Source organism: Agrobacterium sp. T29 (genome assembly GCF_006970545.1).
GTDB classification, from domain to species: Bacteria; Pseudomonadota; Alphaproteobacteria; order Rhizobiales; family Rhizobiaceae; genus Agrobacterium; species Agrobacterium leguminum.
Window position 1 is genome coordinate 131,875 of the sequence record NZ_CP040642.1, and the last position, 13,984, is coordinate 145,858.

The 13,984-nt window shown below is 56.4% G+C and carries 15 protein-coding genes; 5 read left to right on the forward strand and 10 right to left on the reverse strand.

Translation table 11 applies throughout. From position 1 onward, the window contains the following. Nucleotides 1–138: 138 nt before the first annotated feature. The 8 genes from FGF54_RS25690 to FGF54_RS25725 form a co-directional block, all read right to left on the reverse strand. Entirely contained in the window at nucleotides 139–960 is an 822-nt protein-coding gene (locus tag FGF54_RS25690; protein WP_246667072.1) for a Pnap_2097 family protein, read from the reverse strand. Beyond that, complete coding sequence (locus FGF54_RS25695; protein ID WP_142781736.1) at nucleotides 957–2,213, reverse strand: MSMEG_0569 family flavin-dependent oxidoreductase; 1,257 nt, start codon at nucleotides 2,211–2,213, stop codon at nucleotides 957–959. The genes FGF54_RS25690 and FGF54_RS25695 overlap by 4 nt, the downstream gene beginning before the upstream one ends. Before the next feature lie 11 nt (nucleotides 2,214–2,224). Then, a complete protein-coding gene (locus tag FGF54_RS25700) occupies nucleotides 2,225–2,503 on the reverse strand; it encodes an MSMEG_0570 family nitrogen starvation response protein (RefSeq protein WP_142781737.1) in 279 nt (92 codons plus the stop codon). After that, nucleotides 2,496–3,467 (reverse strand): sll0787 family AIR synthase-like protein, encoded by a 972-nt coding sequence (locus tag FGF54_RS25705; RefSeq protein WP_142781738.1) that lies wholly within the window; start codon nucleotides 3,465–3,467, stop codon nucleotides 2,496–2,498. Before FGF54_RS25705 ends, FGF54_RS25700 begins: the two co-directional genes overlap by 8 nt. Continuing rightward, nucleotides 3,467–4,006 carry an MSMEG_0567/Sll0786 family nitrogen starvation N-acetyltransferase gene (locus FGF54_RS25710; protein WP_142781739.1) on the reverse strand — a complete coding sequence of 180 codons (540 nt, stop codon included), beginning with the start codon at nucleotides 4,004–4,006 and terminating at the stop codon, nucleotides 3,467–3,469. Before FGF54_RS25710 ends, FGF54_RS25705 begins: the two co-directional genes overlap by 1 nt. Continuing rightward, a complete protein-coding gene (locus tag FGF54_RS25715; protein ID WP_142781740.1) occupies nucleotides 4,003–5,124 on the reverse strand; it encodes an MSMEG_0568 family radical SAM protein in 1,122 nt (373 codons plus the stop codon). The genes FGF54_RS25710 and FGF54_RS25715 overlap by 4 nt, the downstream gene beginning before the upstream one ends. After that, on the reverse strand, nucleotides 5,117–6,106 hold the full coding sequence (locus FGF54_RS25720) for a Nit6803 family nitrilase (RefSeq protein ID WP_142781741.1): 990 nt from the start codon (nucleotides 6,104–6,106) through the stop codon (nucleotides 5,117–5,119). The genes FGF54_RS25715 and FGF54_RS25720 overlap by 8 nt, the downstream gene beginning before the upstream one ends. A gap of 69 nt (nucleotides 6,107–6,175) precedes the next feature. Next, entirely contained in the window at nucleotides 6,176–6,658 is a 483-nt protein-coding gene (locus tag FGF54_RS25725) for an MSMEG_0572/Sll0783 family nitrogen starvation response protein (protein WP_142781742.1), read from the reverse strand. 266 nt (nucleotides 6,659–6,924) lie between these two features. On the opposite strand from FGF54_RS25725, the gene FGF54_RS25730 reads away from it, so the two are divergent. Together FGF54_RS25730 and FGF54_RS25735 are read left to right on the forward strand one after the other, a co-directional pair. After that, the gene (locus FGF54_RS25730; RefSeq protein ID WP_142781743.1) at nucleotides 6,925–8,295 is read left to right on the forward strand and encodes a PLP-dependent aminotransferase family protein; all 1,371 of its coding nucleotides are present in this window, start codon (nucleotides 6,925–6,927) and stop codon (nucleotides 8,293–8,295) included. Nucleotides 8,296–8,414: 119 nt separating this feature from the next. Then, nucleotides 8,415–9,725, forward strand: coding sequence for a cation:dicarboxylate symporter family transporter (locus tag FGF54_RS25735; RefSeq protein ID WP_142781744.1), 1,311 nt, complete (start codon nucleotides 8,415–8,417; stop codon nucleotides 9,723–9,725). 17 nt (nucleotides 9,726–9,742) lie between these two features. Here the strand turns inward: FGF54_RS25735 and FGF54_RS25740 are convergent, their stop codons facing one another. Further along, nucleotides 9,743–10,810 (reverse strand): LysR substrate-binding domain-containing protein, encoded by a 1,068-nt coding sequence (locus tag FGF54_RS25740; protein WP_371734041.1) that lies wholly within the window; start codon nucleotides 10,808–10,810, stop codon nucleotides 9,743–9,745. A 32-nt stretch (nucleotides 10,811–10,842) separates the two neighbouring features. Here FGF54_RS25740 and FGF54_RS25745 point away from each other — a divergent pair, with 32 nt between their 5' ends. The 3 genes from FGF54_RS25745 to FGF54_RS25755 are packed head-to-tail and all read left to right on the forward strand — an operon-like array spanning nucleotide 10,843 to nucleotide 13,150. After that, nucleotides 10,843–11,391: a carboxymuconolactone decarboxylase family protein gene (locus tag FGF54_RS25745; RefSeq protein WP_142781746.1), complete on the forward strand. Its 549-nt coding sequence runs from the start codon at nucleotides 10,843–10,845 to the stop codon at nucleotides 11,389–11,391. Nucleotides 11,392–11,439: 48 nt separating this feature from the next. After that, nucleotides 11,440–12,240 carry an SDR family NAD(P)-dependent oxidoreductase gene (locus FGF54_RS25750; protein ID WP_142781747.1) on the forward strand — a complete coding sequence of 267 codons (801 nt, stop codon included), beginning with the start codon at nucleotides 11,440–11,442 and terminating at the stop codon, nucleotides 12,238–12,240. A gap of 10 nt (nucleotides 12,241–12,250) precedes the next feature. Beyond that, nucleotides 12,251–13,150, forward strand: coding sequence for an amidohydrolase (locus tag FGF54_RS25755; RefSeq protein ID WP_246667073.1), 900 nt, complete (start codon nucleotides 12,251–12,253; stop codon nucleotides 13,148–13,150). A gap of 23 nt (nucleotides 13,151–13,173) precedes the next feature. Here FGF54_RS25755 and FGF54_RS25760 read toward each other — a convergent pair whose 3' ends face one another. Next, nucleotides 13,174–13,935 (reverse strand): IclR family transcriptional regulator, encoded by a 762-nt coding sequence (locus FGF54_RS25760; RefSeq protein WP_142781749.1) that lies wholly within the window; start codon nucleotides 13,933–13,935, stop codon nucleotides 13,174–13,176. Nucleotides 13,936–13,984 lie beyond the last annotated feature (49 nt).

The following is a 13,984-nucleotide window of genomic DNA, read 5'->3' on the forward strand; positions in this document are numbered from 1 at the left end:
ATGTCCACACTGCCAAGGCCAAATCAGGCACCATTCTCTCAATCTGCCAAAGTAGTGCTAGTGAAACGCCCAAGACTATTCAGACAAACCAAGCCATCTCTCTGAGTTATCCAAGCTCTGCAAAATCGGAACATGTCATCAACTGGCACGCAATCGAATGCGCATTAGCGCAAGCGGCCTGTAATCTGTGCCGCACAATACAGCATCATAGCTTGCTCCCGACTTGTGAAAGCATATGTCTACCCACTCTCCAGGCTCGACGTTACCAAGATATACGACCTTTCGTGACGCAATTATCGGCACTACTTTTCCGTACATTTCGAAAAAGGCGCGATCGGCAAGAGCACTGAAGCTGGGAAAATACAAAAGACCTGCTGCATTGAAATCGACTGACGGACAAGGCAGGATCTTTCTAGTTTCTTCCCCCGTCAAAAGATCATGGTTCCCACGCACCGCGAAGCGCGCGACTGAGGCTGCTTCCCGACCGATACGCTGAACTGCCCGCGGTGCTTCAGGCGGCATTGCTATCACTTTCGGTGTCCGCCGGACGATAGAGTGGTTGCTGGCCGGCTCCGAACGCCCCACAAAAGTGGAGATCAAAACCACCCTGCCGATTTCGTTATTATTCACGGTAATCCTGTGGCTCGAGACCAACCGCCCATGCCCAATCCGGTAAAGGTCGGCGGCGAGGGTTAGCTCACCGCCAAGCTGCGGTATTTCCGGCCTGGTAAAATTCAGGGTTGTCGCGCAGAATGCAGCGTAAAGCGGCTGCCCAGCCGAGCACGTGAACACGGCATCCTTTTGACCCATGGCACGGGCGATTAGCCGCCAGTGCAAATCCCCTGCTCGGCGCAGAAGCCATTGCTCGGAAAGTCCATTATAGCCCATTTCGGCCATTCCAAGAACATGCCGGTCAACCAGCGCTGGCTGCGCAGAGGGGTGGATTGCTAGCAGGCTCATGCGGCAAGCATACCTTTTTGCTTGGCGATGATCTGTTCGGCAAGATATTGGCTGTCTTCGTCGATGCCAAGGAATCGCCCCGAACCCCACGTATTCAACCAACCGAGCCCGATAAAATACAGTCCGGGTACATCAGTCACGCCGCGACGGAATTTGGGCTTTCCGCGTTCGTCGAGGCAATCAACCTGAAGCCAGGAATAATCTGGACGAAAACCGATGGCCCAAATTATAGAGGAGATACCGGCAGCAGCCAAATCGACTTCCGTGATTTCCTTTTCCGGTCGCCATACTTTCTCGAAGGGCGGCTCAACCGGAGCATCGATCCCCTGCGTTGCAATCCACGCATCGATCTGTTTTCGAATACCCAGATAGCTGCGGTCTGCATCATCAAGGTTCTGCTCAAGATCCGGCAAGAAGGTCATTGTGCTGCCCGATCCACCAGCCAGCGAGCCGTAAAGATGGACACCTTCGAGCGCGTATTTGCGCAGATCGATCTCCTTGCCGCCATCGCGCCCGGACATGTAATGGTTGGTCTGGGTCAGCGCTTTGACCGGGTCAGGATGACGGTCGATGGTCACGGCATAGGTTCCGGCATCATAAAGCCAATCCGTTGCGTCCCGCCCGCGATACTGGCGCGGGCTACGGGGGGCCGGACCAACTGCAAGATGAACGGACCGCGCCTCCAGATGGAAGTCATCCATGATCTGGACACCCGATTGTCCGGTTCCAACGATCAGCGTCGCGCCGTCAGGCAATTGCGACGGACGGCGGTATTCGCGGGAATGCATTTGCACGATGGAGGGATCCAGATCGGCTGCATAGGGAGGGACGATCGGATTGTCGTAGCCTCCGGTCGCGATGACGACCTGATCCGCAATCCAGTTTCCTGCTGTGGTTTCAACCCGATATCCGCCCTCATCCCGTGGCGCAACACGCGTAACATCTACGCCTTCGCGTAATGGCGGATTGAAACTTTCGGCAAATCCGTCGAGATAATCGACAATTTCATCTTTCAACATGAACCCATCAGGAGCGCTACCGTTGTAGGCCCAGCCCGGCAGGCGGCACTGCCAGTTTGGCGTGACCAGACAGAAAGTATCCCAGCGATTGTTGCGCCAGCTCTCGAACCTGCGATGACGCTCGAGCACGATATGCTCAATGCCTTCCCGCATAAGGTACCAGCTTACGGAAAGACCGGCTTGGCCACCGCCGATGATCAGGACGGGAATATGGGAGGCCGTGGTGTCGTTCATGATAGACCCTTTCATGACAAGGACAGACAGGTGACCTGCCCGTCGGAGGGTTGACTTTGTGCTGCCGCTTCCAGGCGCGCCAATTGATCCATCGCAGAAGAACATGTGAAACCAAACTTGGCAGCAACCCTGTCGGAGGCTTCGTTAAGACCGGCGCGGGCGCGTTCGAGAAACTCGGAGAGCGGATATGTTTGTCCGGCGTTCAGATGGCGCTGGATTGCTGTTGAGGGAGAGTAGCAACTCTCCTCATTGCCATCCGGCCAGCGAATGGTGAAACGAACCTCAGGCATAAGCGATTTCCTTTGATAAAGAGAGGTATGGGGACGCGGCATAATCCCAGAACGTTGCACGTTCGCCCCCGAAGATCAGATCGACCGCAGGCTTTGTGGTGGCACGTCCGATGGCGGCCGCACTGATATCGCGCGCTGCAAACAACGCGCAGACCTCAGCCACGCGCGCTGGCCGGACCGAAAGCAGGAATCCAAAACTCGGAAAGCTCCTTAACCAGCGGACGAGATCTACACTTGGCGGCACCGGCACCGCTGAAAGATCGATATCGAAACCACAACGCGAGCATTCGGCAAGCATCAATGCTGTGCCGACAATACCGCCCTGGCTTATGTCCTTGCCCGCATCGACCAAGCCACTTTCGGCCAGTTCCGGCAGCAGTTCGTAATCGCCGCGCAGGCGCGCATGTGGCGCATCGAGTGCGGCACACCAGTTATCGAAGCGTGGCCGGTATTCTCCACGATGATCAACAGCGGCGATGAGAACATCTCCGGGTTCTGCTGAAAAACTTGAAATCAAACGTTGCGCCCGCCCTGTGACGGAAACAGAAAGATTAAGCTCACGGCTGCGAAGATTGGTATGCCCGCCAACGATGGGAACATCATAGGCCGCCGCCGCATCCCGCAAGCCTGTGAGCAAGGCATTGGCGGCAGCAGCGTCCGGTGCCCAGATCGTGTCCAGAAGCGCGGTTGCACGTCCGCCCATGGCAGCGATGTCGGACAGGTTTACCATGACACCGCACCAACCCGCAAACCACGGATCGTCCTGCACGAACTGGGGCATGAAGCCCTCTCCCGCCAACAGATCCCAGCCTCCCTCCGGTCGCGGTATCGCCGCTGCATCGTCGCCCGGCTGTCCGGTCGTTCTGGCAGACAACCGGAGTGCAGCGGTTGAAGCCGCAATGTCGAGCTTGCCAAGAATGGAGGGATGCGCCGCAAGCTCAGCCGCGATGGAAGCAAGGTTCATCAGCCCCTCCGCGCCCTGGAAAACCAGCCGGTAGCGGGATCGCATATCGCGGGATAATGTGCGAGGGAGGCCAGCATATGCATATGCGGCACGCCATGAAGATTGACCTCAGCCACAGGTTCCCAGTGCAATCGCCGGAAAAGGGGTACGTTTTGAAGCTGCACATGCGCGTTGAATTCGTGACATCCGCAGCCATTGGCCGTGCTGACGGCAAGCCGGATCAGTTCAGCACCAAGCCTTCCTACCCTGCGGTATTCTGGAGCGACGGCAAGTCGCGAACCCCACCACACACGCGGCGTCGACTGATGAATTCGAACAGTGCCAACGACGTCGGCAGGTTCAGCCGCCAATGTCGCAATTGCCACCAGCGGAATTGCCGTCCTGTCGATCTCATCATGATCGTTCCCGACGAAGATCTTCTGTTCTTCAACGAAAACCTGATGACGAAGGCGCGCCGCTCCCGTCTGTTCCCAATTTTCGGTAGCAGCCCGGATAATGAATTCCGGGCTGATGAACGAGGAATGATCAACAATACTCATGCTGGCACCCTCAGCTTCTCATAGGTGGAAAGCGCCGAGCAGGCACCACATTTACCGCAACCCGCCTTGATATCCGACGCCTTCAGTCCACCGTCGATTACAATCCGGGACAAGGGTTCAAGAATGCTGGCCATGAATTCGGATTTCGGAACCGGATGGCTTTCCAGCGGCGTACCCGAAATCGGCACGAAGGGTACGACGAAAGGATAGACACCCATCGCAACCAGACGTTCGGACATTTCAAGGATTGCCTCGCGGGTATCGCCCAGTCCGGCCAGAATGTAGGTGGAAACCTGTCCCCGACCGAACACCTTCACCGCGGCCTCGAAACTGGAGAAATATTTTTCAAGCGGAACGCTGGCCTTGCCCGGCATGATCCGCTCGCGGACTTCAGGCGTTACGGCTTCAAGATGCATGCCAAGCGCATCTGCGCCCGCGTCTTTCATGCGCTGATGCCAGATATCGTCTTCTGGCGGTTCGCACTGGACCTGTATCGGCAGATCGACGGCCGCCTTCACAGCACGGGCGCTCTCGGCCAGAATAGAGGCACCACGATCCTTGCCGGGAGGTGTACCGGTTGTCATTACCATATGCTTGACGCCATCAAGCTCCACGGCGGCCTTTGCCACTTCAGCCAGTTGCTCAGGCGTTTTGTGTGCAATCGTCCGACCGGCTGAAAGGCTCTGGCCAATCGAACAGAACTGACAGGTTTTCTTGCGGCTTTCGTAGCGTATACATGTTTGCAGGATGGTGGTGGCGAGAACGTCACGGGAGTGCAGAACAGCAATCTTGTTATAGGGAATGCCGTCCGCTGTCGTCAGATCGTAGAACTTCGGGCGGTTCGGGAAACGGATGCGCGCCACTTCCGCCCCCTCCCTTGTGATCCTCGCACGCCCATCGGCACCGGGGGCTTCCACCAGATACGGGCTATCGAACGCAGGCGCGGTATGAACCGGCACCATGACCGTCGTATCGCCGAAACTGACGGCCTTGTGATCGGAGGGACCAGCACCGCCGCGACGGCTTTCATGTCCGGCACGCGGATCGACAAGCCGCATGCCTTTTGTCTGAAGATCGTTGATGAGATCGGGATTGGCAGCTGGTTGCAATTCAAGCATCTTGCGTCTCCTGAACGATAGAATTCTCTGCATCTTCAAAGGCAGGATGGCTCACGCCCACCCGCTCAAGTGTCTGCGCAGGCCGTACGTCATGAACCAGATGTAAGAGCTCTGGCCGCGCATAATGGCCGACGGAATCCATCATCCTCTTGCGTTTGGTAATGAGTCGCATATCCAGATCGCCGATCAGAATTCCCTCACCGGAGGTCAGCGGCGGAACGACATGGCGACCCTCAGGCGTGATGATGCAGGTCATACAGCCATCGCGCAGACCTTTTTGTAATTTCGGATCTGGGTGGATCGAGGCAATCTGCTCTTCACTCAGCCAGCCCGTGGCATTGACGACAAAGCAACCCGATTCCAATGCGTGATGACGCATCGTCACCTCGATCTGTTCGCCAAAGATCGGACCGACGAGTGATCCGGGAAAATGCGCAGCATGAATTTCCTCGTGCTGCGCCATCAACGCATAACGGGCGAGGGGATTGTAATGCTCCCAGCAGGCAAGTGCACCCATGCGGCCTACGGCTGTCTGCACCACCTTCAATCCTGCGCCATCACCCTGCCCCCAGATCATCCGCTCGTGATATGTCGGTGTTATCTTGCGGCGCTTGAGTTTGAGGCTACCGTCAGCGTCAAAAATCAATTGTGTGTTATAGAGTGATCCATGATCGCGTTCATTGACACCCAGCACGATCACTGTGTTGCGCTTGCGGGCTGCCTCAGCCACCGCGCGGGTTTCGGCAGATGGAACCGTGACCGCTTCCTCATAAAGGCGCAGGTGCTCCGGACCTTGCTGTACCGGCGGCAACACGAAACTGAAATAAGGGTACCAGGGCACGAAGGTTTCAGGAAAAACAATAAGCTCGGCGCCTTTGTCGGCAGCATCGGCGATGGCGTTCAGTACGCGCTCAACCGTACCTGCACGGGATGTAAGGTCGGGCGCTATCTGGACTGCGGCGGCGCGGACGGTTCTGGACATGGCTGGCTCCTTGGCAATGACTGGCAATGGAGGCACCGGCAAACAACCGGCCGGGGCCTCCGGGACGGATCAGACTGTCCAGGTGTCGATGATCAGTGCGTTGGCTTTCTTGTGGAGCAGCACGCAATCCAGCACGTCCTGCGGCAGGATCGGGATGATGCCCGGAATAAGCGATGGCTCCCCATGACCGTAAAGCGCCTGAAGAGCAAAGCGACATGCATAAACCTTGCCGCCTTCCTTCATGAAGCGCTCAAGATTCTTGTTGAAGTTCAGATGGCCAGGGAAAGCTTCATCGCCGAGTTTGGGGAAGCCACGCTGGATACCAAGCGTCACGCCTGGGCCGTAAAGTAGAATCGACGTCTCGTAGCCTTTACGCTGCAAGCGAATGGCATTGAGAATATTGACGAGGCCGATTGAACCCTCGAAAGCAACCGTATGAAACGTCACCAGAGCCTTCTCGCCAGGATCTGCTTTGACATCCTCGAAAACCTTGGATTCGTAATCAACGAAGAAGTCGCCATCCTTATGGGGTTCCTGCGTGACTTGGGGCATTTCTGTCGCTCCTGTTAGCGGTTGGGATGGCCAAACGTACGGCAGAAATTGTATGAATCAATAGCAAGTGCAATATACATACAATAATAATTCAAAACAGTCTAAAAGTGCATTTATTTTCGTCAATATGATTAGAAAACGTGCTGGAAAAACCATATATAGGCTATTTTATAGCGCTATTAATGAATGGATTGAACCTGCTTGCATCAACCGGAATTAATCCATACAATTAGAAACAATTTACAATCGTCAGGAAACAAATCAGCATGATAAAATGGCTTCCAGCGCTCAAGCCCGACGGCAAACCGCGCTATATGCAGATCGCAGACGCGATCGAAACAGCGATCAAGGGTGGGGAAATCACGGCTGGAGAGAGATTACCTCCCCAGCGCAAACTGGCAGAGCGCCTTGGCATCGACTTCACGACAGTCAGCCGTGCCTACACCGAAGCCCATGCACGCCGCCTCGTCGAAAGCCATGTCGGACGCGGCACATTTGCCTGCGCCCCCGCACATGCCCGCCATGAAATTGATCCCCGCCGCGCCCGGGACGAGGATCTTTCGATGAACATGCCTCCGGAGCCTCAGGATCCAGATCTTGTGGCCCGCATGCAGGACGGTCTGAAAACGGTTTCGGCGAACCTCATATCACTGCTTCGCTACCAATCCACCACAGGCGGAGTTCAGGACAAGGCGGCGGCATCCTCCTGGCTTTCCAAACGCGGCATGGTTCCCAGCCTCGAACGCATCGCGATTACTCCCGGCGCGCATGCGACGATGACCGCCATATTATCGACGATGACCCGCCAGGGAGACGTGATCCTGTGCGAAGGGGTCACCTATCCGGGACTGCGCGCCATCGCAGCGCGCATGGGGCTTCAACTGGTAGGCCTTCCAATGGACGGCTCAGGCATCCTGCCCGATGCTTTGGATGCCGCAATTTATCTCCATCAGCCAAAAGCTCTTTATCTTAACCCGACCGTTCAGAATCCGACCACGCTTACGATTCCACAGGCGCGGCGCATGGAAATCGCGGAAGTCCTCAATCACCACAGGCTTCCTCTGATCGAAGACGACGCCTATGGCTTCATCCCGGCTGCCGTGCCCGCACCCTTTGCAACACTCGCGCCAAACCTGACATGGCACATCGGCGGGCTTGCCAAATGCCTCGGCGCTGGCCTTCGTCTCGCCTATACAGTTGCTCCCAATGCCAGAGCTGCCTATGCGCTGGCACAGACGCTGCGTGCAAGCGCTGTCATGCCCTCTCCGCTTTGCATGGCACTTGCCACACGATGGATCGAGGACGGCACGGCTGACGCCATACGCCATTTTGTCCGCACGGAAAGCGCCGCCCGTCAAAAGATTGCCACCGATACGCTTGCAGGTTACGATTTTCGCGGCGAACCCGAAGCCTTCAATATCTGGCTGAAGCTGCCGATGGGAGCAAGCAGGGCCGAACTAATGGGGCGCATGGCAGGCCGGCATGTAGGACTGATGCCCTCCGATGCCTTTACAATACTTGGGAAACCGGACGAGCATGTCCGCGTATGCCTTGGCGGCATCGTTCAGCGCGAGGAACTGCGCGCCAGCCTTCTGTTCATGGCAAACTCGCTATCAGATGCAGGCTGGATGGGATAAAACGATACGTCAGACCCTATGCCGAAACAGCATAGAAACCGATGATTCAATAGTATTGGACGGACGAGAACCATTTCGTATTTTCTCCCGATGGGCGGAGGCCCAGGAGGAGACATATCATGAAATATCTCAAGCAGCTTTACGTTCAGGTTCTTATTGGCATCATTCTAGGCATCGTCGTGGGCATTGCCGCGCCTGCCACAGGTATTGCCATGAAACCTCTGGGTGATGCGTTCATCGCTCTTTTGCGGATGATGCTGGCACCCATCATCTTCTGCACGATCGTGCACGGCTTCACACACATCGCTGATATGAAACAACTCGGTCGGCTTGCATTCAAGTCGATCCTCTACTTCGAAATTTTGACGACAATCGCCATGGGCATCGGCTTCGTCGCCGTTAACGTATTCGAGCCAGGCGTCGGCCTTCATGCGACGAACATGGCGCTGGATGCGAATGTCACCAAAATTGCCGATAACGCTTCACACTTCACCGCACTTAGCTTTTTCATGAGCATCATTCCATCGACGCTAGTCGACGCTTTTGCCAAGGGTGAAATCCTTCAGGTTCTGCTGATATCGGTCCTGACCGGTGCCGCACTCAGCATCGGAGGGGCGAAGAAAGATTCTGCCCTTATCCGGGGCATCGGCGAAGCTCAGGATGTGCTGTTCCGCATTCTCGGTTTCATCATGCGCCTTGCGCCCATTGGTGCATTCGGTGCCATTGCCGCCGCTGTTGGCGCCTTTGGAGCGGCGACGCTACTTTATCTCGCAAAGCTGGTCATTCTGTATTGGGCAACCTCGATCTTCTTCGTGGTCGTCGTACTGGGTCTGGTCCTGACATCCATCAAACTCTCACTGATCAAGGTTCTGCGCATGATCCGTGACGAACTGCTGCTGGTTCTCGGGACCGCTTCGAGCGAGGTCGTGCTGCCGCGCATCATGCGCAAGCTCGAAAAAGCAGGGTGTGACAGCGCCATCGTCGGTTTCGTCGTTCCGAGCGGTTATAGCTTCAATCTCGATGGCACGTCAATTTACATGGCAATTGCCATTGCCTTCATCGCACAGGCAACCGACACCCCGTTCACACTCTGGCAGCAACTCGGCGTTCTGGCTATCCTGCTTCTGACCTCGAAGGGTGGAACTACAGTGGCTGGCGGTGCTTTCATCAAGCTTGCGGCAACCCTTCAAACCGTCAAGACACTGCCTCTCAACGGTCTCGGTCTTCTCTTCGGTGTGGATCGTTTGATGGCAACCTGCACCGCCTTGACCAACGTTATCGGCAACACGGTGGCGACCCTCTATATCGCCAAGTGGGAAAAGTCTTTCGATCAGGCAAAGTGGGACGCTTACGACTACAACCATGTTGAAACCGATGAGGTCGTAGAGGAAACCCGGCTCGCACCGTCAACCGCACACTCCCATAGCTGAACGAGGCGATCGCCATGTCAGTCAGAGCCGAGCAACCTCGCGCTTGCCCACTGGCCGGTTTCGACCAGTTGACGTACGCAGGCGCGCAGCAGACGCTCAAGTTCGAGCGTCAGCCAAGGGGTCTTGCTATCCTTGGACGTCGCAATGCAGATGGTCGAAACAACCCGCGGGCGGTCTATAGGGCGAACGAAAAGCTCGCCACGACGCACTTCTTCGGCAACTCCTGCGAAAGTCTGGATGGTCGCTCCGAAGCCGTTCTTGACAAGAGCCTTGACGAGCGGAACGCTGTCGACCTCCAGCTTCACATTCAGCCGGACACCCTGCTGCAGCGCCGTGCGCTCCAGCAGCCGACGGTTGCTGTGAGGCAAACTCGGAAGAATAAGGGGAATGTCGTCAAGCTGGTGAAAGCCAACCGGAGAATCGTCGTTTGCGTCAGGAGCGCTGGCAAGCACCATGCGCTCCTGCAGAAGGGGCTTAAGCTCGATACCATGGATGGGCATGGGATTGTGCAGGATAGCGATATCGATTCGGCGGTCCAGAAGCCATTCTTCAAGCGATGTGCTGATACCTTCGCGGATCGTCAGCGTGGCATCCGGCCACTGCCGCTGAAAAACGCGGAAGATTTCCGGAGCGATCAACAACCCGGACGTAGGGGCAACGCCAAGCGCGATATTGCCCGCGAAATTATGGTTGTCGGCTTTTACAGAGCTGATCGCACGCGAAAAATGCTCGATGAGACTTTCAGCTTCCGTCAGGAGATGAGCACCGGCCTGCGTGATCTCGACGCCTTTCCCGTGGCGGACAAGCAGTACAGCTCCAAGCTCTTCTTCCAGCTTCTTGATCTGCCGGCTCAAAGCGGGCTGGGCAATATTGAGATGACTGGAGGCGGCGCTGAAACTGCCAGCCCGCGCTACCTGAACAAAGTATTTCAGCGCCCGAATGTCCATGCCCTGCTCTCTCCCAAACTGTCGGCAAAGCACTTGCTCGAAACAGGACACGTGCTCAAAAAAAAGCGCGCCTGCGTCAGCACCCACCTGCTTCTGACGCCAGATAGCCCTTTTGTCGCGATGCCTCAAGCGTTGCATTCACATCGCTCAAACCGCACGGAGAATACCCAATGAGAATGCCTGATCTCACCCGAGACGAAATGGACGATGCCCAGAAGCAGGTCGCCGACGAAGCCGCATCGGGTAAACGAGGCCGCATGCCCGCTCCTCTCAGGGCATGGATCCATAGCCCGCAGTTCGGTGCGCGAGCGCAGAAACTTGGCGAGTTCCTACGCTACGACACGATCCTCGGAGCACAAATGTCCGAACTCGCGATCCTCATGGTCGCAAGGCGCTGGACCTCTCATTACGAGTGGTACATCCACAAAAAAGAAGCTCTCAATGCCGGACTCGAACCGCAGATCGTGGACGCGATTGCGGCACGGACAGCGCCGGAATTCCAGGACGACAAAGCAAGATCGATTTACCTCTATGTGACCGAACTGCACGAAAAACACGTCATTTCGGCTGAAACACATGCCTTCGCCGTCGAGCAGCTTGGTGAGCGTGGCGTCGTAGAGCTCGTCGGGTTGCTGGGATACTACACACTGGTCTCCATGACGCTGAACGCATTCGAGATTTTTCCGCCTGAAGGCGAACCGCGCGAACTCGAGAATTGATCCCAGAACCGGCCCACAAGGCTGGTATCGAATGAAGGAGAAACGAAAATGGCAGGAAGACTTAAGGATAAGGTCGCTATCATCACAGGCGCAGGTTGCGTTGGACCCGGCTGGGGCAACGGACGCGCTGCCTCCGTCATTTTTGGACGCGAGGGTGCAAAAATCTTCGCGGTAGACCTACGCGCGGAGACAATGGAAGAAACTGTCGAGCGCACCAGGGAAACCAGCGCCGAGATCGAAACCCATCTCTGCGACGTGACGGACAACGACCAGGTGGCCGAGATGGTGCGGCGTTGTGTGGAGCGTTTCGGCAAGGTGGACATTCTCGTCAACAATGTTGGCGGTTCATCTGCAGGTGGCGCCGTTGCGCTATCCGAAGAGAACTGGGACAGGCAAATCGATTTCAATCTGAAAAGCGTATTTCTGACCTGCAAACACGCTATTCCCGAAATGGAAAAGGCAGGTGGCGGCTCCATCGTCAATACGGCTTCCACATCGGGACTGCGCTTCACCGGCGCGCCACAGGTTGCGTATGCCTCCTCCAAGGCCGCGATCATACAATTCTCACGCGTCACGGCTGTCGAATACGCGAAGAAAAACATCCGTGTGAATACTGTCGTGCCAGGGCAGATGCATACACCCATGGTAGAAGCGCGTCTCGCAGGCCAGCGCTCAGGCGGAGACGTCGATGCCTTGCTGCAATCACGCCTCGCCCGCATTCCCCTCGGCTTCATGGGCGATGGACGAGATACAGCGAATGCAGCCCTCTTTCTTGCATCCGACGAAGCGCGTTTCGTGACGGGTACCGAACTGGTCGTCGATGGCGGCATGGTTGCAAGGTGTGATTGAGGATGTCAGCGTGAACGAACAGTTGAAAAACCGATCCGTGCAGCCCGAAGGCGAACCGCCACTGGCACAGCCCCGCAAGCCAAGAACCGTGCTGCCGTCAGGCTCATGCGATTCCCATTGCCATATCTATGGGCCATTTGCGCGCTTTCCGCTGCCGCAGGACCGGACCTTTACGCCACATGAAGCACCGGAGTCGAGCCTGCGCCGGCTACACGATCATCTGGGCTTTGACAGAGCAGTCATCGTTCACAGCCAGGGGCATGGTTTCGACCACGCCCCGCTGCTGGCAGCGCTACGCGAAAACAAGGGACGCTACAAGGGCGTGGCTGTCGTTGAGCCCGAAATCAATGGAAAGGCGATTTCCGAATATGACGAAGCGGGCATATGCGGCGTTCGCTTCAGCTTCATGTCTCACCTGCGCAAGCCGAACCTTGCCAACGTCGCTGAGGTGATCCGCCTGGTACAGCCATTCGGCTGGCATGCGGCTGTTCATGTCGCCGGAAACGGCCTTGTGGAAATGGAAGACTTCATTCGCAATATGCCCGTGCCTGTGGTGATTGATCATATGGCGCGCCTCGATGTCGGTGAGGGGTTACAAGGCCCAATCACGGCAACGATTCTGAGACTTCTAGACGCGGGTAAAATATGGCTCAAATTGAGCGGCGCGGAGCGTCTTTCGAAAGGCTCAGCTCCCTTCGACGATGTTCGCCCCCTGATGCGCCTTCTCATTTCCCATGCGCCCGAACGCCTGCTGTGGGGCAGCGACTGGCCCCATGTGAATCTGCATGGACCAATGCCGGACGATGGCGATCTCGTTGATACGCTTGGAGACCTTGCAGACGAGCGGACATTGCAGCGGATTCTGGTAGAAAATCCTGCAAAATTTTTTGGTTTTGCAGAAAGTCATTAAGTGGTGCATGCTATTGCTGGCTATCAGGCCAGCATACTTGCAAGTTCAGACTGTACGCGTAACAGAGACTTAAAATATCTCTCAAAGATCTCCTTCATTGACGTTTCTGTAACCGGCAGGCCAACGTTCAGTGCCGCGATTGTGTTTCCGCGCACGTTTTTTAACGGTACCGCGATTGAACGCAGGCCGATTTCGACCTCCTGATCGATCATGGCATATCCGCGAATGCGGGTCACTTCGATTTCGGCAAGCAGCGCATCGATGTCGGTGAGGGTTTTCGGGGTTCTGGCGACCAGTCGGGATGCTTCGAGGATTTCGCGCTGTCGCTCCGGCGTTTGTGCTGAGAGAAGAACCCGGCCCATCGACGTACAATAGGCAGGTAGCCGAGATCCGGGCATCAGCGCGATGGACATGACCCGCTGCTGCGCGGCACGCGCCACATAGACGATTTCCGTCTCGTCCAGAATGGAGACGGATGTGCTCTGGCCGATCTCTTCCGACAGATGGTCTAGCAGAGGTTGGACGATGCGCGGCAGCGGCATGGTGGCGAGGCAGCCTGTTCCAAGCCGTAGAACCTTCGGCGTTACGGTGAAGAATTTCCCGTCATAGGCGGCATAACCCAGTTCCGAAAGTGTCAGCAGACAGCGGCGCGTGGTGGCGCGGTCTAGTCCGGCAATCTCCGCCGCATCCGAAATTGAAAGGCGCGGGCGTTCGGCGCTGAAGGCTTCGATGACCCTTAGCCCCTTGGCGAGGCCGCCCATCATGTCTCTTTCGTTGACGACCATAGTGCGCCTCTTTTTGTGCGATAATCGAACAAAAATCATATAACGCACA